Genomic DNA, 26,340 nt, shown 5'->3' with positions numbered 1-26,340 from the left:
AACTTACCTTCTAATAAACGAGAATTGCCCTCCGGGAGCTAATTTCATTATTGTAGACGGTTTTTTTGGTGTACTTATTTCTTGCTCCCAATCAACAATATAATCCACGGCATCTTTGATTTTATCGCTGATCTCATCAAAGATTTGGGGAGTAGGGTCGCCACTAATATTTGCTGAGGTGGATGTAATTGGTTTGCGAAATCTTTGAAGTAGTTGCTGACAGAAGTCATGTTTAACCACGCGGACGCCTACCGTTCCATCTGCATTAATTACACTTTTTGCAAGATTTTTAGCTCCTGAAAAAATGATGGTAAGTGGATTCTCTGCATATTCAATTAAATCATAAGCAACGTCAGGAACTTCAGTAATATAGCTTTGAATTTTACTGTCATTGTCTAGTAAGATGATAAAGCTCTTATCAGAGGCTCTACCCTTAATTGAGTTGACCTTAGCTACGGCTTCTTCGTTTGTGGCATCACATCCAAGTCCCCAAACTGTATCTGTAGGATACAAAATGACACCGCCACTCTTCAGCGTATTAAGCGCTTTTTCTATTTCTGTTCTCATCTTCTGTAGGTATTGAGCTTATGATTATGAGCATCCTGATAAACCTTCATCATTTCGTTCGCAATCCGCTTATCATTAAACCGCTGAGCATATGCTAGGCCCGCTAGTTTCATTTGAATTTGGAGAGATGAATCTTCCAGAACCCTGTTTATCGTTCTAGAAAGTTCAGCGTAGTCTTCCGGGTTTACATAAAGGCTTCCGGCTCCTCCAGCTTCTTCTAAACAAGAGCCAGTTGCCGCGATGACAGGGACTTCGGAATAAAGCGCTTCAATAATGGGGATGCCAAAGCCTTCATAAAATGATGGATAGACGAATGCGGAAGCCATTTGATAGATTGAGGGTAACTCTGTAAAGGGTACATCCTCAAGGAAAATTACCCTATGTCTCAAAGATAATTTTTCAATTTCATCAAGTATCAATTTTTTGTAGGGCGTTTCTTTACCCACAACTACAAGCATATAACCTATTGAAACGTCGGGTAATGCTTTAACTAACGTTAAAAGATTCTTTCTCGTTTCGATTGTGCCAACGTTGAGGATATATTGATCAGGCAAGACAAACTTTTCTTTTACTTGCTGCTTTAAAATATCTTTAGCTTGAATTTTAAAACTCTCGTCGCAACCCTGATATACCACTTCTATCTTTTCTTCATCGATGTTAAAAAAAGAGATAATGTCCTTTTTGGTTTGCTCACTGATCGCCACAATTTTATCTGCGTGGGTACAAGCATACTTACATTTAAGCCTGTAGATAAACCGATCTATACGGCCGAAATAATGCGGAAACTTGAGAAATATTAAGTCGTGAATTGTGACTATTGAGGCGATCGCGGTTTTCTGTATTCCAAAAGGGATTTCATGACTTAGACCATGGTAGACGTCAATTTGATCGGCTAAGAGCTGGTTTTTAATTCTCAATGTTCTCCAAAGAAACTTAGATGAGGAGGGGAGCACGCCAAGCACGTTGTTGAGATTAAAGAAATGTTTGATCTGACGAGCCTCTTTAATTTTAGGTGTATAGACGAAGTATTGGTTTTGAGGGAAAAACTGAACGAGTTGTGTAATTAATGATCGGCTGTAATTGCCTAAGCCAGTTAAATTATTTGCTGCTCTTTTTCCATCAAAACCAATGTTCATTTAATTATACCGCTACATTATTTTCTCTCAACGCGTCGTTCAAAGATGTCTTTTTATCTGTTGATTCCTTCCGTTGACCGATGATTAGTGCGCATGGAACCTGGTAATTTCCAGCTGGGAACGATTTAGTGTAGCTTCCTGGAATCACAACAGAACGCGCAGGAACTATACCTTTGTATTCTTTCGGAGTGGATCCAGTTACGTCAATGATTTTTGTAGATGCGGTAAGTACAACGTTAGCGCCTAGCACCGCTTCTGTTTCCACCTTAACCCCTTCAACAACGATTGCTCTGGATCCTAAGAAGCAATTGTCTTCAATGATAACAGGGGCAGCCTGAATGGGCTCTAAAACACCGCCGATACCAACACCACCACTCAAATGAACATGTTTGCCAATTTGTGCACATGATCCAACAGTTGCCCAGGTATCAACCATTGTGCCTTCATCTACGTAAGCACCAATATTCACGTAGGACGGCATCAAAATCACTCCTTTCGCGAGGTATGCACCGTAACGAGCACTTGCTCCAGGCACAACACGCACACCAAGTTCTTTATAGTTAGTTTTGAGCTTCATTTTGTCGTGATAAACAAACGGGCCTACTTCGGTAATTTTCATTTGTCTGATAGGGAAATAAAGTATTACCGCCTTTTTAATCCATTCATTTATACCCCATGAGTTTAGCACGGGCTCTGCAACACGCAATTCACCTTTATCTAGCCGCATGATTACGGTTTCAATTGCTTCGCAATATTCATTATATTCTAATAAAGTTCTGTCTTCCCAAGCGGCTTCTACTAACTTTTTTAATTCTGATATCATCTTAATCTTTTAATTTCTGACAAAATAAACGAATTTTATGTATTGAGCGTTGTTTTTGTTGTGTATTTTTGATTTTTTATGACTGAGCAAGAAAAACTACGCATCGATAAATACTTATGGGCGATTAGGTTATTCAAAACTAGAAGCCTTGCCACAGAAGCCTGCAAAGCAGGAAGGGTGAAGTTCAATGGACAGAACCTAAAACCTTCGGCAATTGTCAAACCTGGGGATGTTTATCAGGTATCAAAAGGCATTGAAAAGAAGGTGATTGAGGTTGTTGAATTGCTTTACAACAGAGCAGAGTCTAAGATTGCGGTAACAAAGTACAATGATATTACGCCTGTGGAAGAGACCCATGCGTACAAATCTGTGTTTCATGCACCGACTCTTAAACGCGATAGAGGTACGGGAAGGCCTACCAAGAAAGATCGTCGTGAAACGGACGATTTGATTGAAGGAATGAGCCAGGAGGACTAATCCTTGATAATTGTTGACCGCCCCTACAGCAGCCCCGACAAATAGTTGTTGGGCAATAGCTCCTGTTTCTCATCCCAATTCTGCAAGTGGACAAAAACCTTTGATCCGCCCTGGCTACTTAAAAAGGTGACTACGTTGTGAATCTTATCCGGGATGTAGCTATTGGTCATTGAAGGCTTTTTAAGCATCTCCCGTTTCCAGAATTCCAGTTCTATTTTAATGTTTTCTTCTTGTTTCAAAAGATTCTGTTTTTTCTCTAAAAGGATATAAACGACGAAAGCCCGGAACGTGCCAGGCTTTCGTTATAGATTAAGATTAGCTACTATTTTTTGTAGGTTTCGTTAAGACCGATGATCACTTCACTAGTAACGTTTAGACTTTCATCAGCAAAAAGAATTGTAGGATTTGCTTTTGAATAACTCAAAACCATTTTAAAGCCTTTTTTCTTGGCGTAAGTTTTCAAATAGTCAGCAATTTTATCGTAAAGCTTTTCATTTTCAGCAGCCTGCTCAGTTTGAAGTGCAGCTCCAGCATTTTGCTGATACGCTTGCAATTCTTGTTGCTTGCGACCTAATCTCTCTTCGGTAGCCGCTCTCTGATCCGCAGGAAGCGTATTTGCCTGAGACTGATATTGAGCTACCTCACGTTGATATGCCTGTGCTTTTGAAGCCATATCTTGCTGTGCAGTTTTTGCTTTTCCCTGAAGTTTTACCTGAACATCTTTGAAGTACTGATATTTTGTAAGTAGGGAATCAGAGTTTACATAAACAATTTTTTCACTTTCAGATACTGCTGCTGTCTTGTCGGTTTTTCCGGCAGTTGAAGAAGCAGCATTTTTGTTTTGACAAGCAGACATAACAGATATGATGGCTGCAGCAGTAGCGATACTGCTTAATTTGGTTGTTATTTTCATTTGTTGTTTAAAATTACGAGCCCTTTAAGGCTTCCGCTATGGTTTTTTATTTATTTTTCTAAAGTTTTTTTGTTGTTGGTTAGTTTTCAAATTTAGATAAACTCCAGCAAATATAAAATTTCAAATTTAGTATCCTAAACAACTCTGTTTTTAACTGTTTTTTCACTGCTTTTGAGTCCAAATAGTTATTAACATTTATGGGTAAATTAACCATAAATGGTTATTTTTGAAGTTAATTGTTTCAATAAAATTTATGAGCGAAGAACAGGATTCAAAGTCAAATTATTCGGCAGATAATATACAGGTATTAGAAGGTTTAGAAGCGGTGCGTAAGCGCCCTTCTATGTATATAGGCGACACTGGCGTTAAGGGATTACACCACCTGGTTTATGAGGTGGTTGATAACTCAATCGATGAGGCTCTTGCCGGTCACGCAGATACAATAGATGTTAACATTCTTAAAGATAATTCCATAAGGGTTGAAGATAACGGTCGTGGTATTCCAACAGGAATTAATACGAAAGAGCAAAAGTCTGCATTGGAGATCGTAATGACGGTACTTCACGCGGGTGGTAAGTTCGATAAGGACACGTACAAGGTTTCTGGGGGGTTGCATGGAGTGGGTGTGAGTTGTGTTAACGCATTGTCAACCCACCTTAAGGCGGAGGTTCACCGTGAAGGTAAGATATGGGTTCAGGAATATAATATTGGTAAGCCACTTTACGAAGTTAAAGAGATAGGTACAACCGATAAGAGAGGTACCATCGTGACTTTTACTCCGGATGACACGATCTTTACTCAAACTGTTGAGTATCGTTTTGATACGCTTGCTTCAAGATTACGTGAACTTTCATTTTTAAACAAGGGTATTAAACTTACCCTTACAGATGAGCGTGAGGTCAACGATCAGGGTGAATTTTTAGTTGAAGAATTCCATTCACAGGGAGGTTTAAGGGAGTTTGTGCAGTTTCTTGATGGTAATAGACCTTCATTGATCTCTGAGCCTATCTATTTGGAAGGAATAAAAAATGGGATACCAGTAGAACTTGCGTTGCAGTACAACGACAGCTATGCTGAGAATGTTCACTCTTATGTGAACAACATCAACACACATGAAGGTGGTACTCATATCGCCGGATTTAGAAGAGGTTTAACCAGAACATTAAAGGCTTATGCGGATAAATCAGGCTTACTTAAAAATGTAAAGTTTGAGATTACCGGTGATGATTTTAGAGAAGGATTAACGGCAGTCATTTCCGTGAAAGTTCAAGAGCCACAGTTTGAAGGCCAGACTAAAACCAAGTTAGGAAATACAGAAGTGATGGGTGCGGTTGATATAGCTGTTGGTGAGGCTCTAGGTATTTATCTGGAGGAATATCCAAGAGAAGCGAGGTCTATCGTTAATAAAGTAATTCTTGCTGCAACTGCTCGTGCTGCTGCTCGGAAGGCTCGCGAAATGGTGCAACGTAAAAGTGTAATGGGCGGTTCTGGCCTACCAGGTAAACTTGCCGATTGTTCAGACAGTGATCCAGAGAAATGTGAGTTGTACCTTGTCGAGGGAGATTCGGCTGGTGGTACAGCAAAGCAAGGACGTGACCGTAACTTCCAGGCAATCCTGCCTTTGAAAGGAAAGATTCTAAACGTTGAAAAGGCGATGGAACATAAGATCTATGAGAACGATGAGATTAAGAACATGTTTACAGCGTTGGGTGTAAGTATTGGAACTCCAGAAGATGATAAAGCATTAAATATTCAGAAGCTCCGTTACCATAAGGTTGTAATCATGACGGATGCGGATATTGACGGATCACACATTACTACTTTGATCTTAACCTTCTTCTTTAGATACATGAAGGCTTTAATTGAGGCTGGTTACGTTTACATCGCGGCACCACCCCTTTATCAGGTTAAAAAGGGTAAAGAGTTTGAATATTGCTGGAATGACGCTCAACGTGATGCAGCAGTTCAACGTTTAAAAGGTGCGGGTAAAGAAGAAAGCGTTCACATTCAAAGGTACAAAGGTTTGGGAGAGATGAATGCTGAGCAGCTATGGGACACCACGTTGAATCCTGCTACCAGAACATTGATGCAAGCTACCATCGAAAATGCTGCTGAATGTGACCATACATTCTCAATGTTGATGGGTGATGATGTCGCTCCACGCAGAGATTTCATAGAGAGAAACGCTAAGTACGCGAAGATTGATGCCTAATCACTAATTGGGCCTGAAAATAATAAAGGTAATCCATCGGGTTGCCTTTATTTATATCATTTTTATCCAAGCAAATGATTTTCGTTTTTTCAGGTATAAGCGGTCATTATCGTTCTTGTAGGCCTCTCTTTCAAAGGAAATGTGATAATATGCCTTATTATGATTTTTAAATCGGGCAAGGTTGCTTAGGTAATTTAGAAGGTAAACTATATAGAAGAAGATGATCAACATTTCAAGTTGTTGTCTGAAATGAATTTGTTCATGTCTGATGATGCGTTCGTCCGCTTGGATGTTCTTAGTTTTGAAAAGCATGAAAGGATACAAAGCCATTGCTTGTGCTGGTAGAAATGACAGTGTAATCGGCCAGTATTTCATATAGCTAGTCATGAACTTTATGACATAGTTTCGTCTTCATCGATATCCTGTCCATTTAATGCCTCCAGATCCCCTTCATCCAAATCCGTCTCAGGATCATCACTCAAATCAAGTTCCAGATCGTCATTGGTATTGCCGGTATCATCCGCAGAATTGTACCCACGATTCACTTCCTCATTGATAGGCTTTTCCGATGATGTAGGGTAAGATTGCGCAGATAGTATCAATTCATTATCGACAGCCTGTTTGGTGCTTTCGCTTGATGGGGAAATATTTTCATTCTCAGTATTCATAACTCGTGATTTTAAGTGAAAACAACTGTAAGTAAGTTTAGTTTCTTTTAACGGGTATTCTTGAGACTACCCACATGACCAGGAGCGATAACGCGATCAAGATTAGGTAGCTGTACGAGAGATTGGTCTCATTTTTCGCCGGGACGAGGGCGATAATGATGTAACTCAAAAACGAGACAATAACGTAGTTAATCCCTCCTGTAAGCCCCCCGGCAATTCCGGCATTGGTTGGAAATCGACTTAAGCAGTAAGTAAAAAAACTATTGAAGGTGTAACCGGAAGTGGCGTGAATAACAAATGCGAAGCAGATCATCGAGTACAAATTCGAAACGAAGCCTGTACTTCCCAACATTAGAATGCCAAATAGCGCCTGCAAGCCAAGATTTAAAAATAGTTTCTTATTGAAAGGTTGATTGATGGTCGCTTTCCCAAATATCCCACCAAGCATAACTGCGCCGCCAAGAATTAGTGAGCTGTAACCTGCTACGATGGGAGTTAAGCCAAGTTGTTGCTCAATAATGAAGGGACCAGTCATGTTATAAATCATCACCATACTATAGGAGAGTCCAAGCATTACGATACCTAAGGTGAAACTGCTTGTTTTAATCATTCCTGTATAAATTGCAGAAATTGTCTTTAGGTTGAAAGCCATTTTCTGCTTGATCGTTTCTCCGCTGAAAACGAGCTCAAGTACCAAAATCAGCAGGGCGAACCCTGTTAGGAAGTAAAAGTTTGCCTGCCAGCCAAAATAGGTTTGAAGATACCCTCCAGCAAAGGGTGCTACAATAGGTGCTGTAGCCCATATTATTGAGAACATGCTCAAGTAATTTTTCAATTGAGCGCCGCTGTAGACATCAACGAAATAGGCGCGTTTGGAAACAACTATTGCTCCTACAGTTATTCCATGAATGATCCGCATGGCATAGATCATGTAGATATTGCCCGTATTTGCCACTATAACGCTTGCCAGCGCAAACACGATTAAGCTAACGATGTTAATTCTGTACCGACCAAAGGCATCTAGTAAACTGCCTACGAAAAGTTGCGCAACTCCATAACTGATAAGGAATAGGCTTAAAGTTAGTTGCACCTGAATGTCGCTCAGCCGTAAATCTGCAGCCATACTCGGTAATGATGGAATGTAAACATCTGTTGCAAAACCAGACAATGGAATTAATGCAAAGGCGAGCAGGGTAGACACGCGCTGATTTTTGGGTTTAAGGTGTTTTGTAAAAATCAAAATGTATATATTGAGTAGGTAAAGTTAGTGCAATGCCCATAAATCAAAATGGGTGTTTATCTGTTATGATTATAAAGTTACAAATGAAGATACTACTCACCGGCGCTACCGGATACATTGCACAAAGGTTATTGCCAGTATTACTGGAGAATGGGCACCATGTGATTTGCTGTGTTCGGGAAAAAATCCGCTTTGATACAGAAAAGTACAAAGGTTATAATTTGGAGGTCATTGAGATTGATTTTCTGAAAGAAGAGACCCTCAAAGCTATCCCGGAGGATATTGATGTCGCATATTATCTGCTTCACTCCATGTCTGGAGGTCTGAAGGATTTTGCTAAGCTGGAGAAAAAGACCGCAGAAAACTTTAAAACCCGGATGGAGGACACCAGAGTGAAACAGGTAATTTTCTTAAGCGGAATTGTTAATAGTCAAGAGTTGTCTAAACACTTGAGCTCAAGACAAGCTGTAGACCAGACCTTAAAATCTGATGTGTATGCATTGACTACGCTAAAGGCCGGCATTATCGTAGGATCTGGAAGCGCGAGCTTTGAGATCATTCGAGATCTGGTGGAAAAGCTACCAATAATGATTGCGCCTAAATGGTTACATACAAAATGCCAACCTATTGCGATCAGAGATGTGCTTGCATTTTTAAATGGCGTATTGCTAAAAGACTTCTCCTTTAACAAAAGCTATGATATTGCCGGACCAGAAGTACTTAGTTATAAAGAAATGTTGATGCGATTTGCGAAGGCCCGGGGATTAAAGAGAAAGATTATAATTGTTCCTGTAATGACTCCAAAAATATCCTCTTATTGGCTATATTTTGTGACGTCAACCTCTTATTCTCTTGCCTGTAATTTGGTTGAAAGTATGAAGGTAGATGTTGTCGCAGAGCCAAATGACCTTAATACAAAGCTGGAAATCGAACCTATGCCTTACGAAGAAGCGCTTAAACTAGCTTTTGGTAAGATTGAGCAAAACCAGGTGATTTCTAGCTGGCGTGACGCCGTGAATTATCAATTCTATGAAAAGGGGCTTTCTAACCTTGTTGAAGTCCCCGAAGAAGGTTGCTTTAAAGACCGAAGAACTGCCAAAGTGAATAATGTGGAAACTGCTTTGGAAAATATCTGGTCTATTGGTGGTGAAAAGGGCTGGTACTACGCCGATTGGTTGTGGGGGGTTCGTGGTTTTCTAGATAAACTATTTGGCGGTGTTGGTTTACAGCGGGGCAGAACAAATATAAATCAGCTCTTCCCAGGAAGAGTAATTGATTTCTGGAGAGTTATACTTGCTGACAAACAAGAAAAACGTCTGTTGCTATATGCAGAGATGAAATTGCCTGGAGAAGCATGGCTGGAGTTTAAAATTGACGATCAAAATATATTTCATCAAACGGCTACATTTCGTCCTGTCGGAATTTCAGGAAGGCTCTATTGGTATGCTGTACTACCTTTTCACTCGTTTATTTTCAAGGGAATGATGAAGAAAATAGTTTCCTAATAATCAGTATCTTTCGACCACTAATCAATTTATTCTCTGTTTCATGAAAATGTGGTGTTTCCTTATTCTATTCTTTTCTGCAAATTCATATGGGCAGCGTATGGATGCCGGAATGATTTTATTGAAAAATAGCAAACTGCCAAAAACAGCTGTTCTAAACTCAACGGTTGATTTGAATCCGGAAGATCCAATGCGAAGTATTTTGCAGAAACATAAGGGCGCTATAGTTTACGTAGATATTTGGGCGACATGGTGTGGACCTTGCCTTGCTGAGATGTCGAATTCTAAAAAGCTTCGTAATAAATTACAGGGTAAAGACGTGGTCTTTGTTTATTTATGCATTAACTCACCTAGTGAAAATCGCTGGAAAAAACTGATTTGCAGTAAGCAGATGGCAGGTGAAAACTATTTTTTTGATCAACAATACTCGGCTGCATTATCAGAAAGGTACAAGGTAAAAACAATACCCAGGTATATTCTTTTTGATCAAAACGGAGATGCCGTGAGTGAAGATGCCAAAAGACCTGGTGAAGATGCAGTATTGAGAACAATAAATGGTATGCTTTAACTATCTCTAAGAGTCAAATTTATTTTGGCAGCCAACGTTTTCAACTCTGTAACCAACCACTGATCTACCCCAAAGGTTTTCAAGACCTTAAATCCTTTTCATTCTAACTAAAAGTGAAGGCTGGTAATGCTATTTTTTTCCCCCCATCCATAGCAGATTCATGGGCAAGAATTCCTACACAAGTGATATTTGCCGACTGTTTGGCATCGGGAAACGGAGCTCGTTTATTGACCAAAGCATTTAGGAACTCATTTACAAGATGTGGGTGTGATCCTCCATGCCCAGATCCCTGGATGAAAGAAAGATGTTGATTGCTATCAGCGTCGTAAACACCACCAGTTGTGAAGGATTGTATTTCTTCCGGCAATAGATGCGCATAGTCCGGAATTTTTACCTTTTCAGGTACCTCACCATTATGTATAACTGAGTCCTCGTGCTCAACCAGTGTCCATTCAAAAGTTTTTTTGGAACCGTAGACGTCAAAACTCTCTCGATACTGTCTCGCAGTATTAAATAGTGAGCGTGTCACTTCTGCTGCAAGATCTGAATCTTTGAATTTGATGTGGCAACTTTCAACGGCAAAGGGCGATCCGTATTTCTCGATTAACGGTTCATCAATGCGGCCTGATCCAAAGCAAGAAACATACTCTGCATCCGCTTTTGCGATTGCAAGAACTGGCCCAACGCAATGGGTTGCGTAATGCATGGGAGGCAATCCTTCCCAGTATCCAGGCCAACCAGCCATTTCCTGCTGATGAGAAGCACGTAGAAACTGAATTTTCCCCAATTCTCCGTTCTCGTAAAGTTCTTTTACAAAGAGGAATTCACGACTATATATCACCGTCTCCATCATCATATAAGTGAGTCCGGTTTCGTGAACTGCTTCCACTATTTGACGGCATTCTTCAACTGTAGTTGCCATAGGAACAGTGCAAGCAACATGTTTTCCTGCTCTTAGTGCTTTTATAGATTGTTCTGCGTGGTTTTGTATTGGCGTATTAATGTGTACAGCATCAACATCAGGATCCTTAAGTAATTCATCATAATCACTATACCTTTTTTCGATTCCGAAGGCATCACCTATGGAGTTCATTTTTTCAGGATCGCGTTGACAAATCGCGTACATATTTGCGTTAGGGTGACGCTGATAAATTGGAATGAATTCTGCCCCAAACCCTAATCCTACTATTGCAATATTTATTTTCTGTTTCTCCATAATATTATAATTTTCACTTAGCTAAATGTTTTCTTCAAAAATGCAATTCCTTCGCTTGCAAAAGCATCCTGACTTTCTGCAAGTGGATGCCAGATACACACTGCTGCAGCAAGCTCCTGATTCTTTGGGGTAAAACTTTCAATTGATACCACACCGTTGTAGTTGATAGCTTCGAGCCCTTCTTTGTAAGCAGCCCAGTTTGTTTGTCCGGTACCTGGTGTACCCCGATAGTTTTCTGACACCTGAAAGTGTATTAACAGATTACCGGCTAGTTTTATTGCTGCTATTATGTCTGGCTCCTCAATGTTCATATGAAAACCATCAAGTATAATCTTTGCCGCTGGATGATTGATGTCCCTGACCAATCGCAACACATCCTTCGCGGTATTTATCAAATCAGATTCGAAACGGTTCAAAGGTTCCAAGGCTATCTCCAGGCCGCGATTTGCAGCCATCTCACAAACTATTCTTAGGTTTTGAACGGCTAGCTGCCATTCCTTTTCCCTCTGTTCTGGTGATACCATCCTAGCTTTGCCAACAGCCGAATAAATTGGCCCTGCGAAGAACTTTGTATCCCAGATCTGACAGAAATCCAGACAAGCCTCTATATATTGAAAGCAGTTTTGATGAACAGCAGGGTCTTCGCTAGTGAGATCCCTTGTTGGACCGAAAGCGCCACAAACAACTGCCTTTAGATTATATTGCTTAAGAGCAGCTTTTACAGCATTGCCGTCTATCAATGCAGGATCCTCTACTGCGATCTCAATATATTCATAGCCCATGCCGGCAACCTTCGAAAAGAGCTCATCTATAGAAGAGGTTTGAAAAGGGGAGGTCCACAACCAGGTGCTGACCCCGAATTTCAATTGTAACGACATATCTAAATTATTTAGTATCTCCGAAATTTAAACTAATGGTTGATTATTTTGTAACTCTACGACCTTGTAGCCCCCTTGAGACTTGAAATAGAAAATGAGGAGTATATAGCTAACCAGCATAATCAGCGGAAAAATAACGATGTAACTCAAGGCTTCCTTTTTAGCGGTGTCGCGAATCGTGGTGACAGTCTCTCGATCAGCCGGTGTGGCGGTCGCGAGTTTTGCTTGATCCAATGCCTTATATTCACCAAATAAACTTGTCTTTTGTTCTGTTACATAGGTGCTGTGGATAGCTGTATTATTTGATTGGTCGTAACCTGCAATTTTTTGATCGACAGATTTATCCTGAATAAAGCCCAAAATACCTGCGCCGATTACACCTGCAGCGATCATACCTAAACCTCCAGTTATATTAAGTGTCAACGCACCACCTTTTGGAAATTGTTCTGATACAAGGCCTAGCATTGTTGGCCAGAAGAATGATTTAGCTAAACCATAAATTGTTGCAGCCACCAAAATCATGATTCCAGTCGATGCAGATAGCATGTACAAACCAATTACTGCTACCCCAGAACATAGGGCTAGCAAGCCTAGCGAAGAAATCTTATGACTCAATGGACCAGCAAAAAACCTAAGCACAAACATGATGGCAGAAGTGTAAACTAAGACCCAGCCAGCCTGTAAGCCAATTTTAGTCATCTCTGGTGCCATCAAATCAGTGATCCAGCTGTCGGTCCCCAACTCTGTGGTTGCAAGAGGAATCATCACTAGTAGCAAGATGATAAATAGAGGTCGGCCAAAACTTCTTGTATAATAGCCAAATCCCGCGGTAATGAGTAAGGTTATAATTACGCTGATAGTGGTAGACCATCCAAACACAGTTCCAAGTTGGAAAATAATTAGTGCTACAATGATTAGTGCGCCTCCGGCTCCAACTTCCTGGAGCATTTCTTTGTAAGAAACACCTGCCTGAACACGTTCGTTTAGAGGGAATTTTAGAGAAATTGTCATAAATCCATAGATCAATGTAGGTATCAGAATCAGTGCGATTTTATATTCCCATGGGGTATTTACGCCAAGTGTTAATGCCATTATTCCACCTAAAACCAATCCACCTGCCCAACCGGCATGTAGAATACTTAACCATTTGATCTTTTGCTTAGGGAACATTGTCGCTACCACAGGATTCGCAACAGCTTCTACTGTTCCGTTACCAATTGCAACAATAAAAGAACCTATGTAGAGCATCCAGTAGCCGGTTGCAAAAATCGTGAGGGCCGCAGAAGCGATGTGACATACGATTGCAAATATCATTGCGGTTTTGTAACCAATTTTATCGATCACTAGACTGAATAGTACAATGCTTATCGCGAATGGCCATAAGCCAACCCCTGCAATTTCACCAAGTTGCGTTTGAGTAAGGTTAAAATCAACTCCCCATTGTGGCAAGATAAGTGCCCTTAGGATAAAGCCAAATGCTGTTGTTACCAGAGAGATGAAACACGCGTAAAAGAGTTTCATGTCAACTTTTGATTCTGACATACTGAATTAAATTAGGTTTATAGTTGGTTAATATTTCTAAATAGTTAAGGTATTACTTTCATCATACCATTCATTATTCTCCAGTGACCTGGGAATGAGCAGATGTAAGGATAGTTTCCTGTTGAAGCAGGAACTTTAAATCTTAATGTCTCGGACCCTTCAGGATTCACTAATCCCGTATGGAACAAAACTTCCGGCATATTTGGAACATATTGTGCTGCCGCTCCTTTAGGATCCTGAGCCAGTTTATCGGCCGCCGCACCAACTTTATCCATGCTTCCTTTTTGAAGAATCAATAAGTTGTGTTGCATAAAATCGATATTTTTAAATACTACCTCAACCGTAGTTCCAGCTTTTACAGTAAATGTTTTCAGGTCATACTTCATTGCGTTTACAATCGGACTAATTGTGATCACCTTGTCCACTTTAGCAACCGCAGGCAATGAGCCTGTTGTTTTCTCCGTAATTATTTCTACAGCGGATACAGGCATGTGTCTTTTAAGCGCGATAGTAAATGCAGTACCTAACCATTTGTCTGAACTATTTTCAGACAGTTTTTCTGCCGCTTGTAAATCTGAAACCAAAGCTGTAGAAACAGGTAATTCCGAAATCTTAAGCACCGCAGCAAGTCTGGTATTTAAATTTGAATCATTCAATAAACCAGCTTTCAATATTGCTGCTAATGAAGCAGAATTATTTGGTAAGACCTGTAAGGCGGCCTTCCTGACCCCTGCTGATGGATGGCTTAATGCGTCAACAGCAACAAGAAACGCTTCTGTATTTGCACCTTCAAATAAACCCAGGCCCTTTAATGTCCATAGGGCATGTATAGCGGGAGCATTTATGCCAAGCTCATCAACCTTTTTGTCACGAATAAGTTTATACAGGGAAGTTGCGATCTGTTTGTCGCCGCCTTCCACTATCAAACGTTGAGCAGTAGTTCGCCAGAACATATTGTCACTTTCCAAACCTGAAATCAATGACTTTGGATCTTTTTTATTCAGCGATTTGATCTTTGAAGCGACAGCATTTTTATAAACTATTTTATATATCCTTCCATGCGTTCTATCTCTCAAAGGATTGATGTAAGCGTTACCCTTTCCATTTTCAAAGCCCTCTGGAGTGGGATTGTGCTGTATGATGAAATTATACCAGTCTAAAACCCAAACTGCCCCGTCCGGGCCAACTTCTGTTTGCACGGGTCCGAACCACTCATCTGCACTGGCGATAAAGTTCCAGCCGTCTTTTTCTCTGAAACCTGATCCTTTAGCTTCCAAAATAGCCTCATGAACTACGCGTCCTGTTGGTTCATTGACAAAGCCAATGCGGTTCCAATATTTTTTTGGAAAGTTTCTCGCTGTGTACAAATTATGGCCAGCAGCGGCTGTAAAGCCGTTGTGAACGTCAACCTGGCGTAGATTCTTAGTAACTACATGCATCGCATAGTGCCCATCTATCTTTTCAACAGACTGATCAGCCGGTTTTCCAATTTTCGACAAGTAGGAGAAGGGTATTCCTAAAAAGGCACTATGTGTATTGTTTGCAGTAGATATGAAAACGTCATTATTTTCAGAGAATCCAATTCCCCAGGTATTGTTGCTGGTTCCGCCCAAAAATTCCATGTTTTTACCTGCTGGTGAAAAGCTGTAAATACCCTGACTAAACTTAAATTGCTGATCTCCAACTTTACCGTTAAAGCCGGAATAACCCACTGTACCCCAAATTTTATTGTCTAGACCGTATTTTAAGCTAGATGGACCGGCGTGCGTATCAAATGTGCCCCATCCGGTGATCAATTTCTCTCTAACATCTGCCTTATCGTCGCCGTCAGTATCCTTTAAAAAGATAAAATCAGGAGCCTGGGCTATAATTACCCCACCATTTGCGAAAGTAATGCTGGTTGGAATATTGAACTTGTCTGCAAAGACAGTAAACTTATCTGCTTTTCCGTCGCCATTCGTATCTTCACAAATCTTGATGCGATCCTGACCTTCACCTTTAACATCTCGTACCGTGTTCGGATAGTCGACGGTCTCGACGATCCATAGGCGCCCCCTTTCGTCCCATGCCATGGCAATAGGTTTGGTAATATCAGGTTCTGATGCAAATAGCTCCAATTTAAAATCCACAGGAATCTGAGTAAGCAATTGAGATTCTTCGGCGGTTAATGGTGCTTGTAACTGAAATCCTCCAGGTCTTTTTTCATAGTTAGGAAGTTTTGCATCTGAATAGTCCGGTGTCGGTTTCGCAAGCTTATTCCAGTCTTTTTTGGCAGCATCATTTACCGACCAAATTATGCCATTTTTTAGCATTTTCAAGAAGTCCGGATTCGTCCAGCTACGCTCATCGTGTCCGTACGCAGTATAGAAAACCTTCCCTTTTCCATAATTCTTAACCCAAGTGTAGGGTTCATGATGCGTTCCTTCAACCCGTTCAGTGAGTACGTGGATATCTTTAGCTATTTTTTGATGAACATAAGTTTCATCCCAGGTGCTGAAGGCATTTACTCCTTTCATAACCGGATGTTTTGCGTCAACTATTGTTGCGGAAAAAGTATCTGTTTTATGTTCCTTGAACTGACCACCGACCATATTTATATATCCAGGTGAATTCTGGAAACAGAATGAGGCGCAATGAACTGGAATAAATCCTTTACCACTTTTCACGTAATTTAACAATGCTTTTTCCTGAGCAGGATTGATTGTATCATAATTTGCATAGATCATCAATCCGTCGTATTTGGCTAAATTTGCTTCATTCAAATCATTAGGATCCGTGGTGTAAGAAATATTAATTCCATCTTTAAATAAAGCCTGAGAAACAATTTCCGCGAATTTCTCTGAAAAATGATGTTTACTATCATGTCCAAGAAGTAGAATTTCTAATCTGTTTGATTTGTTATCTGAAACAAAAGTTCCTTTGAAACTCAGTATAGAAACAAGTATAATGGCAGCAAGCGCCAGGTATTTTTTCATGGAGTGTATTATTTGGTTATTCATTTAAACAGGATATCTAATCTCTACAATTAAGAAGAGATAACCTTTCACTTTTTTATCCAATACTAACTGTATTATGTCATAATAAATGGTATTTTTACTTAAATGCATGCAATTATATAGTTTATGAAGGTAGCCATTCATAAGTCTGCTATTCCAGAAACTCAGATGTTTGTGGTTAAAGAATTGGAGGAAAGGCATTTCGATCCTACTTGGCATGCTCATTCAGAATATCAACTGTTTGTGGTGCTGGAAGGAACTGGTACCCGGTTCATTGGCGACAGTATCAAGTCGTTCCATGCGGGTGAACTGGTGTTTACCGGAGCCGATATTCCCCACCTTTGGCGGAGCGATGACCTCTATTTCAAAAAGAACAGTAATCAGTCAATTAAAGGAATAGTTATCTATCTGCAGGAGAACTTTTTGGGCGATCACATGATGGAAAAGGAAGAACTGGTGCTCCTCAAAAAGTTTTTTAAACGTTCATCCAGAGGTTTGGAATTTTATGGGGAGCGCAAACAGGTAATCATTTCTATGATGCAGGATCTTCTTTTAATGAATGGTCTCGAGAGCTTGATCCAGCTGCTAAAAATTCTTCTGGTAGTTTCACAGACAAAAGAATATAACTATATTTCCAACACCAAGTACACGGGACCATTCAACGAAAATGAGACCGATAGGATGAATAAAGTTTATGAATACGCTTTAAAAAATTTCCGCAAGAAGATTTCATTACCTGAGCTTTCAGCTATGCTTTACATGACGCCAACGTCCTTTAGCCGGTATTTCAGTATCAGAAACAATAAAACATTTTCAAGATTCATTACCGAGCTCAGAGTCAAGCACGCTTGTAAACTTCTTATGGAGACTGATCTGCCTATTTCTACAATATCTTATGATTGCGGGTTCAATACCCTGTCCAACTTTAATAAGCAATTTAAAGAGGTCATGTTTAAGAAACCCTCCGATTACAAGAATGAATACTTGAAGATGTAATAAATCGGTAATACCTGCTACTTATTGTGTAAATATATCAATGATCAATTCAATGGCAGAGCAGGAATTTTTAAACATGATAGCTATTCATCAAGGCATCATTTATTGCTTCCTTTAGAAAAAAAAGGCCACCGTTGGAATATCTGTAGATCTTACGTTCAATCTCTTTTCATAAGGATAGTTTTTGCGTCCGCCCTTTTGACTTTTCTTAGCCATAACATCGACTTCAAATAGTGAGAAATTCCTACTCAGGGGCATCGTTATCTGCATTGTGATATTTCAAATATTCCTACTGTGTTCGCTCTGGATGAAGAGATATAAAACCCTTGATAATACATTGGCGGCTTTTAAGGGATAGAAAGGAATATTCCAGGCTGCGTGTTTAAGGGTTGGTAGCCCATATATTTATCTCCGGAATAAAACCGATATCACTCATTCCTAACGTAGAAACTATGACTTCTGCGATTTCGAATCCCTTAAGTTTATTTTTTATATCTGCAGATATATAGCCTAGCTTATCCGCAAAAGGCGTGATTACTTCACTTGGGTTTACCTGAATGACCTTCACATTATATTTGCGTAATTCAGCCTGCCAGCACATAGTAAGTCCCGTCATTGCCGATTTGCTTGACACATAAGCAGAACCATTAGCAAACCCTTTTACAGCACCCATAGAGGATATATTAATAATGTTGCCCCTATTTTGTTCGATGAAATGTTTCGCGGCCAGTTTACCACAGATGAAAGCGCTTTTGGTATTAACCTCCCAGATCCTTGTAAAATCTTCAGTTGAGGTTTCTACTAATGAACCCATAAATCCAAGGCCCGCATTGTTGATCAACACATTTAATCCACCCATCTTTTCCAAAGCAAATTCAAATAAGTTTTCGAGATCAGATTCGTTAGCAACGTCTGCTCTGATGCCGAAAACATCCAGTTCTTTTGCAACCTTATCTACAGTGATAGCATCTCGTCCGCAAATTACAACCTGCGCGCCTTTTGCGCGCAATAGTTTTGCAGTTTCGTATCCAATACCTGATGTCCCGCCTGTAAGTATAACCTTTGCTGTATTTAAATCCATATCCAAATATCAATAAAAGAGAACTTAGATCAGCATTGGAATTATCTCAATAATTAGATGATGAAGATTCAGCTACTAACGCCACGATTTTTGGATCAACTTTAACCCAAGTTTCAGAATAGCTAACCTTCCCACCTGGAGTATCATAAGTGTCACTCATAATCAATAGGCTATCTTTTATTTGATATTTTATCTTATACGTTTTTCCAATCATTGGCTTATTGACAGCATCGACTATTGTCTCCGTATAGAAATTTTCATCAAGTTAAAATCTCGGAGCTTCCAACTTCCATCTAAAGGAGTGATATTCTGCTTGTTGATCAAACTGCTAAACGTCAGGATAAGAAAAGTTGCTAATAAAGTAAAAATCGTTTTCATGATAGATAACCTATCCAATGCCGGTTACTCAATTATTATTTGCATTAAGAAAAGCGAGGGTCTTGTCTGCTACCCGTTCTAAATGATTTGGCAATGTTTCAGCGGTGTACGGATGTGAAGCCCCGTAAACATGGTTGGCACCCTCTACCCTTTGAATTTGTGCCTTTAACTGTTTTTGCGCAAGCTCCTGAGCCACGCTAAAGTCTACGTTGACATCATTATCACCATGTAAAATTAGCCATGGAACGTCAATCTTTTTAGCTGCTTTTAAAATGTTATAGGCTTCCTCGTGTTCATTAAAATCTTCCAGAAGACTTTTATCTAAAGGCATCTTCTCCTTTGTCCTGGCATTTTCCACATATATTCTGCCAGTACTCAGCCAGTCTTCCTCCTGCTCCTTTTTCCAAAGACTGGAGAAATCGGCGATGGACGACCAGGTAACCAATTTTTTTACGCGCTTATCTTTTGCAGCCTCCAAAATGGCTAATCCACCGCCTCTACTATGTCCGACTAACGAAATTTCAGTACCAGGGAATTGTTTACTGGTATAGTCTGTCACCTGATCGATGTCAAATAATTCTTTGCTTATGGTATTAGCGGCAAAGCTTTCTAGGTCGGTGACATCGTTTGGCTTATCGGCTGTTACCCCGCTGTGAGATAGGTTAAACTTGAGATACCGATAGTTGTTCTTAGCAAAAAAATTAGCCATCAGGTTGTGTGCTCCCCAGTCTTTAAACCCCTTAAAGCCGTGAATAAATATTATTGTGCGTAGGTTGGAAGCTTCATCGTTGAAGGTGTAGTCGCCAAACATCACCTTTCCTTCCGCACCAGATATTTCAAATTCTTCTTTGCGTATCATGTGTTTTTCTTCTTGGATTAGCAATATAACAAATTTGGTTAAGGCTTGTTTAGCTAACTATTTGATTAAAAACACAGCATCTCCTTTATTTAAAATCTTTCTAAATAGTTCTTAATTACAGCCTAATGACAGTGGTGCAACGTCGTGTTATTACTTTTGTTACACTAAAAATAAATACGTAGTAACAATTGGAATATTTAAAGATCATTGCTTTCACCCATAAACAAATTGACCTAAAGTCTTTAGGGAAACTGGTTATCTGTGAGCAGACACTTGACGACAGGTTGAGAAATATTCAGTCAGAACTGGGTGTTAAAGAAATATTCTATGTAGGAACTTGTAACCGCGTTGAATTTGTTTTCACTTGTGCCAGCGAAATCAATAGAGAATTTATTCATCGTTTTCTTACTGTACTCAACATGGGTCTACCTGAAGAGTACATGGATCAGTTCATTGCAAACGTGTCTGTTTATGAGCAGGTGGAAGCATTTAATCACTTGCTTCGTACTTCTTGCTCCTTAGAAAGTCTTGTTGTAGGTGAGAAGGAGATTTTAGCACAGTTGCGTCGGGCGTATGAAGCTTGTCGCGTTGCCGGCTTCACCGGAGATTACATGAGAATGATCATGAATAGGGTGGTTAAAACTGCTAAGGAGGTTTACACCAATACCAATATCTCCAAAAACCCAGTTTCTATAGTTTCATTGGCCTATCGCAAGCTTCGTGATTTGAAGATGTGCGCCAACTCAAGATTGCTCATCATTGGGGCAGGAGAAACCAATAGAAACATCGCGCAATATCTTAAAAAGCATAAATATTCTAACTTTTCTATTTTCAACCGCACTGTAGAAAATGCAGAGCACCTTGCAAAGGAGCTTAACGGCACGGCATATCCGCTAACAGAACTTGAAAACTTTTCAGGAGGATTTGATGTGATCATCACCTGTACCGGAGCTACTGAACCGATAATTACAGAAGAGATCTATAAAAAATTATTAAATGGAGATACCGGTAAAAAGGTAATTGTAGATTTGGCTATTCCAAATGACACCGCTCCTGAAATTCTCGACAACTTCTCCGTACACTACATTGAGGTAGAGTCATTAAAAGAAATTGCCCGTAAAAATATTCAGGAACGTTACGATGAACTGGTAAATGCGGAGCACATCATAGAGGAAAATATCAAAGACTTCGAACTGGTTTTACGTCAGCGCAAGATCGAGATTGCCATGAGTGGCGTTCCTCAGAAGATCAAGGAAATTAAGCACACTGCTATCAATGCTATCTTTGCCGATGAAATCAATGGGATGGACGAAAGTTCCAGACTAATCCTTGAACGTGTAATGAATTACATGGAAAAGAAATGTATCAGCGTTCCAATGGTCATGGCCAAAGAGATATTGGTAAAGAATAGCTAAATTTGCGGAAAAATTAGCATCAGCGTGAAAAGACTTACTATTGGTACAAGAGGTAGCGACCTGGCTTTATGGCAAGCCAACTTTATTAAAGACAAGCTTGCATCAATTGGTATTGAAGCCGATATTAAGATCATTAAAACCCAGGGCGATAAAATCTTAAATCTTAGGTTAGACAAGCTAGAAGGCAAGGGTTTTTTTACCAAAGAGCTGGAAGAAGAACTTCTTGGCGCTACGATCGACATCGCTGTTCATTCACATAAGGACCTTCCAACGGTGCATCCGGCAGGATTAACAATTGCCGCTGTAACGGAAAGAGAAGATCCTTCAGAGTTATTGTTGATTCTTAAGGACTGTGTCGACGTAACCAAAAGGTTATCCTTAAAGCACGGTGCAATGGTCGGTACTTCTTCCAACAGGCGCACAGCGCAGCTACTCGCATTAAGGCCAGATCTCAATATCGAAGATCTTCGTGGTAATGTTCCAACACGTATCGGGAAGTTAAGGGATGAGAACTATGATGCGATTATGATCGCTAAAGCTGGTGTAAACCGCCTTCAGATTGACCTTTCAGAATTTCATATTGAAGTTGTTGACACTACTGAACTTGTTCCCGCGCCTGCTCAGGGTGCCCTTGCTGTTCAGATCAGAGACAATGATCACGAGTTGTTTGAGGCCTTACAGCAAATAAATCACTCAGAAACCGTTGAACAAATTGCGGTAGAACGTAAAGTGCTTAACTTGTTCGAAGGTGGTTGTCACATGCCATTGGGCTGTTATTGTAAGAAGGAGAATGGGCAGTATGAAGTTTGGACTTCTAAGGCTGAAACTGCCGAAGATTTCCCTGACCGTCTGTTCTTTCGTGTGCCTACCCTGGAGGGTTTGGCTGAGCGAATCGTAGCTAAATTTTCGAAAGACAGAAAGCGTCCATCAAAGGTTTTTATTTCTAGAGAAATTGGTGAGCATAGCTATTTCAGAAAAGCACTTGAAAAAAATAATATAGAGATTGAAGGCAGATCGTTGATCAGGACATTTCCAATTGTAAATGTACTTGATCCATTCTACCTTAAAAATATAGACTGGATTTTCTTCAGTAGTAGAAATGCAGTAGAGTACTTCTTTAAGCTAAAACCAACGTTGTCGAAAAGGATGAAGTTCGGTGTTGTTGGAAGAGGTAGTGAGGATGCCTTGCGTAAATACGGTGAACTTGCAGATTACGTTGGAGAAAGTGGCGATATTAAGGAGGTTGCTGATGATTTTGCTGCCTTGGTTGGTGGTCAGACCGTACTCTTTCCCAGAGCCCTGGATTCATTGCTAAGCATCCAAAAGTCACTCAAAGAAGATACTAAAATCATTGATCTACCAATCTACGAGACTGTTGTAGAAGAAAACATTGACCGCACATCGGCAGATGTGCTCATCTTCACAAGTCCGAGTAATGTAGATGCGTATTTCGCAACCAACCTACTCGAGCATGGTCAGCAGGTTATTGCTATTGGAAATTCAACTGGCAAGAAGTTCGACGAGATGGGTGTAACTTATTGCTTGCCATACTCGCCTGACGAGATTGGCTTGTCGGAAGCTGTTTTCGGTATAGATATTAAATAATGCGATAAATAGAGAGAGATGTTGCAGAGACCCCGCAGATTAAGAAAGAACCCTTTGGTTAGAGAAATGGTTGCAGAAACCAGGCTTTCTAAAGACATGTTCATTTACCCATATTTTGTAGTTCCAGGAAAAAATGTAATTCACGCTATCGATGCCATGCCTGGTATCAATCATTTTTCTGAAGACACCTTGTTGAAAGATGTAGAAAAGGGACTGCAGCTCGGGGTAAATAAAATTATGCTGTTTGGTGTTGGCGATGAGAAGAGTGAAAATGCGGCATCTGCTTACCACGACCATTCTCTCGTTCCTTCCGCTGTACGTTTATTAAAAAAGAACTTCGGTGATGACTTATATGTAGTGACGGATGTGTGTGTATGTTCTTACACTTCTCATGGTCACTGCGGAATACTGAAAAACGATTATGTGCAGAACGATGCAACGGTAGAAGTCATTGCCAGAATGGGTCTTACACATGCCCAGGCGGGAGCAGATATGCTTGCTCCATCAGATATGATGGATGGAAGGGTAGCTTCTATGAGGAGTGTACTTGATGGTGCTGGTTTTGAAAACACGGCAATTATGTCTCACGCTACCAAATTTGCATCTGCTTATTACGGGCCTTTCAGAGAAGCAGCGGATTGCGCGCCAAGCAAAGGCGACCGTAAAGCCTATCAGATGGATTTTAGAAATCCAAATGAGGCAGTGAGAGAGGCAATGCTGGATGAAGCTGAAGGTGCGGATGTACTGATGGTTAAGCCGGCTTTGGCTTACCTGGACATCATTCACAAATTAAAACAACAAACAGATTTGCCTATCGCATGTTACAATGTATCAGGAGAGTACTCCATGATAAAGGCAGCGGCAGAGAAGGGTTGGATTGACGAACAAAAAGTGGTAATGGAAACAATGCATGCATTTGCAAGAGCCGGAGCCAGTATCATTACGACTTACCATATCAGGGATATCGTAGAAAAGAATTGGATGTAATTATGTTAGAGTCTTTAAAAAAAATGTTTTCTGGTACTGAAGGTGAGGTTCCTGTAAATACAGGGAGTAAGCCTGATATTTCGAGAGAAAAGTCCGCTGAACTATATGCGAAAGCAAAAAACTATTTCCCTGGGGGGGTAAATTCACCGGTTAGGGCTTTTAAATCTGTATATGGTACACCACTTTTTATCCAAAAAGGTGATGGTTGTTACGTGTGGGATGCTGACGGCAATCAATTTATCGATTTCTGTGGTAGTTGGGGTCCTTTAATTCTGGGTCATAATAGTGCGAAGGTTCGTGAAAAGGTAACTGAAGTAATGCAGAACGGGATGAGCTTCGGCGCACCTACAGCCTTAGAGAATGAACTTGCGGAGCTAATTATCAGTAACAATAGATTTGTAGAAAAGATTCGTTTTACGAGTTCTGGTACAGAGGCAGTGATGTCGGCCATTAGGTTAGCCCGAGGCTATACAGGAAGAGATAAGATCATCAAGTTTGAAGGTTGTTATCATGGCCATACCGATTCTTTGCTGGTTAAAGCAGGATCTGGTCTGGTTACGTTTGGTGAAACCTCTTCTGCAGGTGTCCCTAAGTCCTTCGCCGATGAAACGATCGTAATTCCACTAAATGATATTTCTGCTATTGAGCAGGCATTTGCACAGTTTAAGGATCAGGTTGCGGCAGTAATTATAGAAGGTATCCCAGCTAACAACGGACTGCTTATGCAAGATGTTGAGTTTATTAAATCTCTGGAGAGAATCTGTAAAGAAAATCAAGCTTTATTGATTTTTGACGAAGTCATCACTGGTTTCAGATTGGGATTTGAAGGAGCAGCAGGACATTATGGCATTAAGCCTGACATAGTAACCTACGGCAAAATTATAGGTGGTGGTTTACCTGTTGGAATGTACGGTGCATCTACGGAAATTATGGGCCACATCTCTCCCGATGGGAATGTTTATCAAGCAGGTACGTTGTCGGGAAATCCAGTGGCAATGGCTGCCGGTATTGCACAACTTACGGAATTATTGAAGTCTGGTTTCTATAAAGACCTTAATGCTAAGGCAACCGAATTTTCAGAGAGTATACAACGGTTTGCTACAGCAAGGAGCTATAAATTTAAAGTATTCCACGTAGGGTCTATCTTCTGGTTCGCTTTTACGAACAAGGAAAAGATTCAAACTGCGGAAGATATTGACCCTGCAAGTATGGAGAGATTCAAGATCATGCACAGAGAATTGCTTAACCGAGGAATCTATCTTGGGCCATCGGGTTACGAGGTAGGCTTCGTTTCTGCAGCCCATACCAAGATCGAGTTGGAGAAAGCAAAGCGGGCAATTTTTGAGAGTCTTGACGTCGTATTCAGAACTAAGTAAATAATAGTTATATTTAAATGTAAATAGCTCACCCATTGAAAAAATCTATAGTCATATTCTACTTTCTTCTCTTGTATTCTGTGGTGCAATTAATCTCTTGGGGAACGCTTGTAGTAAAGCTACAGCCTTCAAGAATGGCGATGATAATGGGAGAGGGCTCCGTCTTCCTATTTTTACTGGGTATAGGTGCATACTTCCTGCACAGATCAATCAAGAAAGAAGACAAACTTCGTGAGCAGCAACAGAACTTCCTGTTATCTGTAACTCATGAGCTAAAATCTCCTTTAGCGGCAATCAAGCTTTCCCTACAAACTATTGTTAAACGTGATTTAGATAAAGTCAGACAAATGTCCTTGCTTAACAATTCTTTGAAAGATATTGAGCGATTGGATGATCTGGTAGAAAACATGTTATTAGCAACAAAGATTGAAAACAGGTCATACTCTTTTCCCAAAGAGGAGTTTGACTTTTCTGAAATGGTGGGCAAAATTACTGATAGGCTTCAAATCCACTCTTGTGGTTGTGAGCAGGTGATTAGTCCGAAAATACAACCGGGTATAAAAGTTACAGGCGATCCGTTTACGCTGTCATCTGTGGTAACAAATCTGGTAGAGAATGCAGTGAAATATTCTGGCCCCTGTGCAGAAGTTAGTGTGGAGTTGAAAAACAAAGATGGCCATCCTTTTTTAACAGTATCAGATAAAGGTCCTGGTATTCCTGATGGGGAGAAGATGCTTATATTCGATAAGTTTTATCGGGTGGGTGACGAAAATGTCAGGAAAGCTAAAGGAACAGGTTTAGGCCTGTTTATTGTTAAAGAAGTATTACAAAAACACGACGCTGATATCAGTGTTAGAGACAACATACCTCAGGGTGCTATTTTTGAAATTACATTTAGTTAA

Annotated in this window: 24 protein-coding genes; 10 read left to right on the top strand and 14 right to left on the bottom strand. The window is 40.3% G+C overall.

Features of this window, described 5'->3' with window-relative positions; genetic code table 11:
• Positions 1–3 precede the first annotated feature (3 nt).
• The 3 genes from ACHFIZ_RS00320 to ACHFIZ_RS00310 are packed head-to-tail and all read right to left on the bottom strand — an operon-like array spanning position 4 to position 2,526.
• A complete protein-coding gene (locus tag ACHFIZ_RS00320; protein WP_410881748.1) occupies positions 4–567 on the bottom strand; it encodes an L-threonylcarbamoyladenylate synthase in 564 nt (187 codons plus the stop codon).
• Positions 564–1,703, bottom strand: a complete 1,140-nt coding sequence (locus ACHFIZ_RS00315; RefSeq protein WP_410881747.1) for a glycosyltransferase family 4 protein — start codon at positions 1,701–1,703, stop codon at positions 564–566. Before ACHFIZ_RS00315 ends, ACHFIZ_RS00320 begins: the two co-directional genes overlap by 4 nt.
• A 4-nt stretch (positions 1,704–1,707) precedes the next feature.
• Positions 1,708–2,526: a 2,3,4,5-tetrahydropyridine-2,6-dicarboxylate N-succinyltransferase gene (locus ACHFIZ_RS00310; protein WP_410881746.1), complete on the bottom strand. Its 819-nt coding sequence runs from the start codon at positions 2,524–2,526 to the stop codon at positions 1,708–1,710.
• A 78-nt stretch (positions 2,527–2,604) separates the two neighbouring features.
• On the opposite strand from ACHFIZ_RS00310, the gene ACHFIZ_RS00305 reads away from it, so the two are divergent.
• Positions 2,605–3,003 (top strand): RNA-binding S4 domain-containing protein, encoded by a 399-nt coding sequence (locus tag ACHFIZ_RS00305; RefSeq protein ID WP_410881745.1) that lies wholly within the window; start codon positions 2,605–2,607, stop codon positions 3,001–3,003.
• A 23-nt stretch (positions 3,004–3,026) separates the two neighbouring features.
• Here the strand turns inward: ACHFIZ_RS00305 and ACHFIZ_RS00300 are convergent, their stop codons facing one another.
• Together ACHFIZ_RS00300 and ACHFIZ_RS00295 are read right to left on the bottom strand one after the other, a co-directional pair.
• Entirely contained in the window at positions 3,027–3,242 is a 216-nt protein-coding gene (locus ACHFIZ_RS00300; RefSeq protein WP_410881744.1) for a hypothetical protein, read from the bottom strand.
• Positions 3,243–3,325: 83 nt separating this feature from the next.
• Positions 3,326–3,916, bottom strand: a complete 591-nt coding sequence (locus ACHFIZ_RS00295) for an OmpH family outer membrane protein (RefSeq protein WP_410881743.1) — start codon at positions 3,914–3,916, stop codon at positions 3,326–3,328.
• A gap of 253 nt (positions 3,917–4,169) precedes the next feature.
• Here ACHFIZ_RS00295 and gyrB point away from each other — a divergent pair, with 253 nt between their 5' ends.
• Positions 4,170–6,128 carry a DNA topoisomerase (ATP-hydrolyzing) subunit B gene (gyrB, locus tag ACHFIZ_RS00290; protein WP_410881742.1) on the top strand — a complete coding sequence of 653 codons (1,959 nt, stop codon included), beginning with the start codon at positions 4,170–4,172 and terminating at the stop codon, positions 6,126–6,128.
• Positions 6,129–6,179: 51 nt separating this feature from the next.
• Here gyrB and ACHFIZ_RS00285 read toward each other — a convergent pair whose 3' ends face one another.
• The 3 genes from ACHFIZ_RS00285 to ACHFIZ_RS00275 are packed head-to-tail and all read right to left on the bottom strand — an operon-like array spanning position 6,180 to position 8,036.
• A complete protein-coding gene (locus tag ACHFIZ_RS00285; protein WP_410881741.1) occupies positions 6,180–6,503 on the bottom strand; it encodes a hypothetical protein in 324 nt (107 codons plus the stop codon).
• 17 nt (positions 6,504–6,520) lie between these two features.
• Positions 6,521–6,796: a hypothetical protein gene (locus tag ACHFIZ_RS00280; RefSeq protein WP_410881740.1), complete on the bottom strand. Its 276-nt coding sequence runs from the start codon at positions 6,794–6,796 to the stop codon at positions 6,521–6,523.
• 37 nt (positions 6,797–6,833) lie between these two features.
• On the bottom strand, positions 6,834–8,036 hold the full coding sequence (locus tag ACHFIZ_RS00275; protein WP_410881739.1) for an MFS transporter: 1,203 nt from the start codon (positions 8,034–8,036) through the stop codon (positions 6,834–6,836).
• A gap of 83 nt (positions 8,037–8,119) precedes the next feature.
• Between ACHFIZ_RS00275 and ACHFIZ_RS00270 the strand changes: the two genes are divergently transcribed.
• Both ACHFIZ_RS00270 and ACHFIZ_RS00265 read left to right on the top strand, forming a co-directional pair.
• Positions 8,120–9,541 carry an SDR family oxidoreductase gene (locus ACHFIZ_RS00270; protein WP_410881738.1) on the top strand — a complete coding sequence of 474 codons (1,422 nt, stop codon included), beginning with the start codon at positions 8,120–8,122 and terminating at the stop codon, positions 9,539–9,541.
• A 43-nt stretch (positions 9,542–9,584) separates the two neighbouring features.
• The gene (locus ACHFIZ_RS00265) at positions 9,585–10,109 is read left to right on the top strand and encodes a TlpA family protein disulfide reductase (protein WP_410881737.1); all 525 of its coding nucleotides are present in this window, start codon (positions 9,585–9,587) and stop codon (positions 10,107–10,109) included.
• A 103-nt stretch (positions 10,110–10,212) separates the two neighbouring features.
• Here ACHFIZ_RS00265 and ACHFIZ_RS00260 read toward each other — a convergent pair whose 3' ends face one another.
• Genes ACHFIZ_RS00260 through ACHFIZ_RS00245 form a run of 4 tightly spaced genes read right to left on the bottom strand, consistent with a single transcriptional unit; the run spans position 10,213 to position 16,720 of the window.
• On the bottom strand, positions 10,213–11,325 hold the full coding sequence (locus ACHFIZ_RS00260) for a Gfo/Idh/MocA family protein (protein ID WP_410881736.1): 1,113 nt from the start codon (positions 11,323–11,325) through the stop codon (positions 10,213–10,215).
• 17 nt (positions 11,326–11,342) lie between these two features.
• Positions 11,343–12,203 (bottom strand): sugar phosphate isomerase/epimerase family protein, encoded by an 861-nt coding sequence (locus ACHFIZ_RS00255; protein ID WP_410881735.1) that lies wholly within the window; start codon positions 12,201–12,203, stop codon positions 11,343–11,345.
• Between the two features lie 27 nt (positions 12,204–12,230).
• Positions 12,231–13,745 (bottom strand): MFS transporter, encoded by a 1,515-nt coding sequence (locus tag ACHFIZ_RS00250; RefSeq protein WP_410881734.1) that lies wholly within the window; start codon positions 13,743–13,745, stop codon positions 12,231–12,233.
• A gap of 44 nt (positions 13,746–13,789) precedes the next feature.
• Entirely contained in the window at positions 13,790–16,720 is a 2,931-nt protein-coding gene (locus ACHFIZ_RS00245) for a PVC-type heme-binding CxxCH protein (protein ID WP_410881733.1), read from the bottom strand.
• Positions 16,721–16,867: 147 nt separating this feature from the next.
• Between ACHFIZ_RS00245 and ACHFIZ_RS00240 the strand changes: the two genes are divergently transcribed.
• A complete protein-coding gene (locus tag ACHFIZ_RS00240; protein WP_410881732.1) occupies positions 16,868–17,737 on the top strand; it encodes an AraC family transcriptional regulator in 870 nt (289 codons plus the stop codon).
• A gap of 382 nt (positions 17,738–18,119) precedes the next feature.
• On the opposite strand, the gene ACHFIZ_RS00235 is transcribed toward ACHFIZ_RS00240, so the two are convergent.
• Together ACHFIZ_RS00235 and ACHFIZ_RS00230 are read right to left on the bottom strand one after the other, a co-directional pair.
• Entirely contained in the window at positions 18,120–18,818 is a 699-nt protein-coding gene (locus tag ACHFIZ_RS00235; protein WP_410881731.1) for an SDR family oxidoreductase, read from the bottom strand.
• A gap of 406 nt (positions 18,819–19,224) precedes the next feature.
• On the bottom strand, positions 19,225–20,055 hold the full coding sequence (locus tag ACHFIZ_RS00230; protein ID WP_410881730.1) for an alpha/beta hydrolase family protein: 831 nt from the start codon (positions 20,053–20,055) through the stop codon (positions 19,225–19,227).
• A 188-nt stretch (positions 20,056–20,243) separates the two neighbouring features.
• Here ACHFIZ_RS00230 and hemA point away from each other — a divergent pair, with 188 nt between their 5' ends.
• Genes hemA through ACHFIZ_RS00205 form a run of 5 tightly spaced genes read left to right on the top strand, consistent with a single transcriptional unit; the run spans position 20,244 to position 26,340 of the window.
• Positions 20,244–21,470 carry a glutamyl-tRNA reductase gene (gene hemA, locus ACHFIZ_RS00225; RefSeq protein WP_410881729.1) on the top strand — a complete coding sequence of 409 codons (1,227 nt, stop codon included), beginning with the start codon at positions 20,244–20,246 and terminating at the stop codon, positions 21,468–21,470.
• A 24-nt stretch (positions 21,471–21,494) separates the two neighbouring features.
• A complete protein-coding gene (gene hemC / locus ACHFIZ_RS00220; protein WP_410881728.1) occupies positions 21,495–23,075 on the top strand; it encodes a hydroxymethylbilane synthase in 1,581 nt (526 codons plus the stop codon).
• An 18-nt stretch (positions 23,076–23,093) separates the two neighbouring features.
• Positions 23,094–24,062, top strand: coding sequence for a porphobilinogen synthase (gene hemB, locus ACHFIZ_RS00215; RefSeq protein WP_410881727.1), 969 nt, complete (start codon positions 23,094–23,096; stop codon positions 24,060–24,062).
• A 2-nt stretch (positions 24,063–24,064) separates the two neighbouring features.
• A complete protein-coding gene (gene hemL / locus ACHFIZ_RS00210) occupies positions 24,065–25,438 on the top strand; it encodes a glutamate-1-semialdehyde 2,1-aminomutase (protein ID WP_410881726.1) in 1,374 nt (457 codons plus the stop codon).
• Between the two features lie 35 nt (positions 25,439–25,473).
• Positions 25,474–26,340, top strand: a complete 867-nt coding sequence (locus ACHFIZ_RS00205; protein WP_410881725.1) for a sensor histidine kinase — start codon at positions 25,474–25,476, stop codon at positions 26,338–26,340.

It is taken from the genome of Pedobacter sp. JCM 36344 (assembly GCF_046546555.1).
GTDB lineage: Bacteria > Bacteroidota > Bacteroidia > Sphingobacteriales > Sphingobacteriaceae > Pedobacter.
This window is presented reverse-complemented; position numbering and strand designations above follow the sequence as displayed.

Excerpts from the sequence above, each read along its gene's own strand:
- ACHFIZ_RS00230 (WP_410881730.1), bottom strand. The coding sequence starts at position 20,055 with ATGATACGCAAAGAAGAATTTGAAATATCTGGTGCGGAAGGAAAGGTG.
- ACHFIZ_RS00240 (WP_410881732.1), top strand. The coding sequence starts at position 16,868 with ATGAAGGTAGCCATTCATAAGTCTGCTATTCCAGAAACTCAGATGTTT.
- ACHFIZ_RS00235 (WP_410881731.1), bottom strand. The coding sequence starts at position 18,818 with ATGGATTTAAATACAGCAAAGGTTATACTTACAGGCGGGACATCAGGT.
- ACHFIZ_RS00280 (WP_410881740.1), bottom strand. The coding sequence starts at position 6,796 with ATGAATACTGAGAATGAAAATATTTCCCCATCAAGCGAAAGCACCAAA.
- ACHFIZ_RS00245 (WP_410881733.1), bottom strand. The coding sequence starts at position 16,720 with ATGAAAAAATACCTGGCGCTTGCTGCCATTATACTTGTTTCTATACTG.
- ACHFIZ_RS00315 (WP_410881747.1), bottom strand. The coding sequence starts at position 1,703 with ATGAACATTGGTTTTGATGGAAAAAGAGCAGCAAATAATTTAACTGGC.
- hemL (WP_410881726.1), top strand. The coding sequence starts at position 24,065 with ATGTTAGAGTCTTTAAAAAAAATGTTTTCTGGTACTGAAGGTGAGGTT.
- ACHFIZ_RS00285 (WP_410881741.1), bottom strand. The coding sequence starts at position 6,503 with ATGAAATACTGGCCGATTACACTGTCATTTCTACCAGCACAAGCAATG.
- ACHFIZ_RS00320 (WP_410881748.1), bottom strand. The coding sequence starts at position 567 with ATGAGAACAGAAATAGAAAAAGCGCTTAATACGCTGAAGAGTGGCGGT.
- hemB (WP_410881727.1), top strand. The coding sequence starts at position 23,094 with ATGTTGCAGAGACCCCGCAGATTAAGAAAGAACCCTTTGGTTAGAGAA.
- ACHFIZ_RS00265 (WP_410881737.1), top strand. The coding sequence starts at position 9,585 with ATGAAAATGTGGTGTTTCCTTATTCTATTCTTTTCTGCAAATTCATAT.
- ACHFIZ_RS00260 (WP_410881736.1), bottom strand. The coding sequence starts at position 11,325 with ATGGAGAAACAGAAAATAAATATTGCAATAGTAGGATTAGGGTTTGGG.
- ACHFIZ_RS00310 (WP_410881746.1), bottom strand. The coding sequence starts at position 2,526 with ATGATATCAGAATTAAAAAAGTTAGTAGAAGCCGCTTGGGAAGACAGA.
- ACHFIZ_RS00255 (WP_410881735.1), bottom strand. The coding sequence starts at position 12,203 with ATGTCGTTACAATTGAAATTCGGGGTCAGCACCTGGTTGTGGACCTCC.
- ACHFIZ_RS00295 (WP_410881743.1), bottom strand. The coding sequence starts at position 3,916 with ATGAAAATAACAACCAAATTAAGCAGTATCGCTACTGCTGCAGCCATC.
- gyrB (WP_410881742.1), top strand. The coding sequence starts at position 4,170 with ATGAGCGAAGAACAGGATTCAAAGTCAAATTATTCGGCAGATAATATA.
- ACHFIZ_RS00250 (WP_410881734.1), bottom strand. The coding sequence starts at position 13,745 with ATGTCAGAATCAAAAGTTGACATGAAACTCTTTTACGCGTGTTTCATC.
- ACHFIZ_RS00270 (WP_410881738.1), top strand. The coding sequence starts at position 8,120 with ATGAAGATACTACTCACCGGCGCTACCGGATACATTGCACAAAGGTTA.
- ACHFIZ_RS00305 (WP_410881745.1), top strand. The coding sequence starts at position 2,605 with ATGACTGAGCAAGAAAAACTACGCATCGATAAATACTTATGGGCGATT.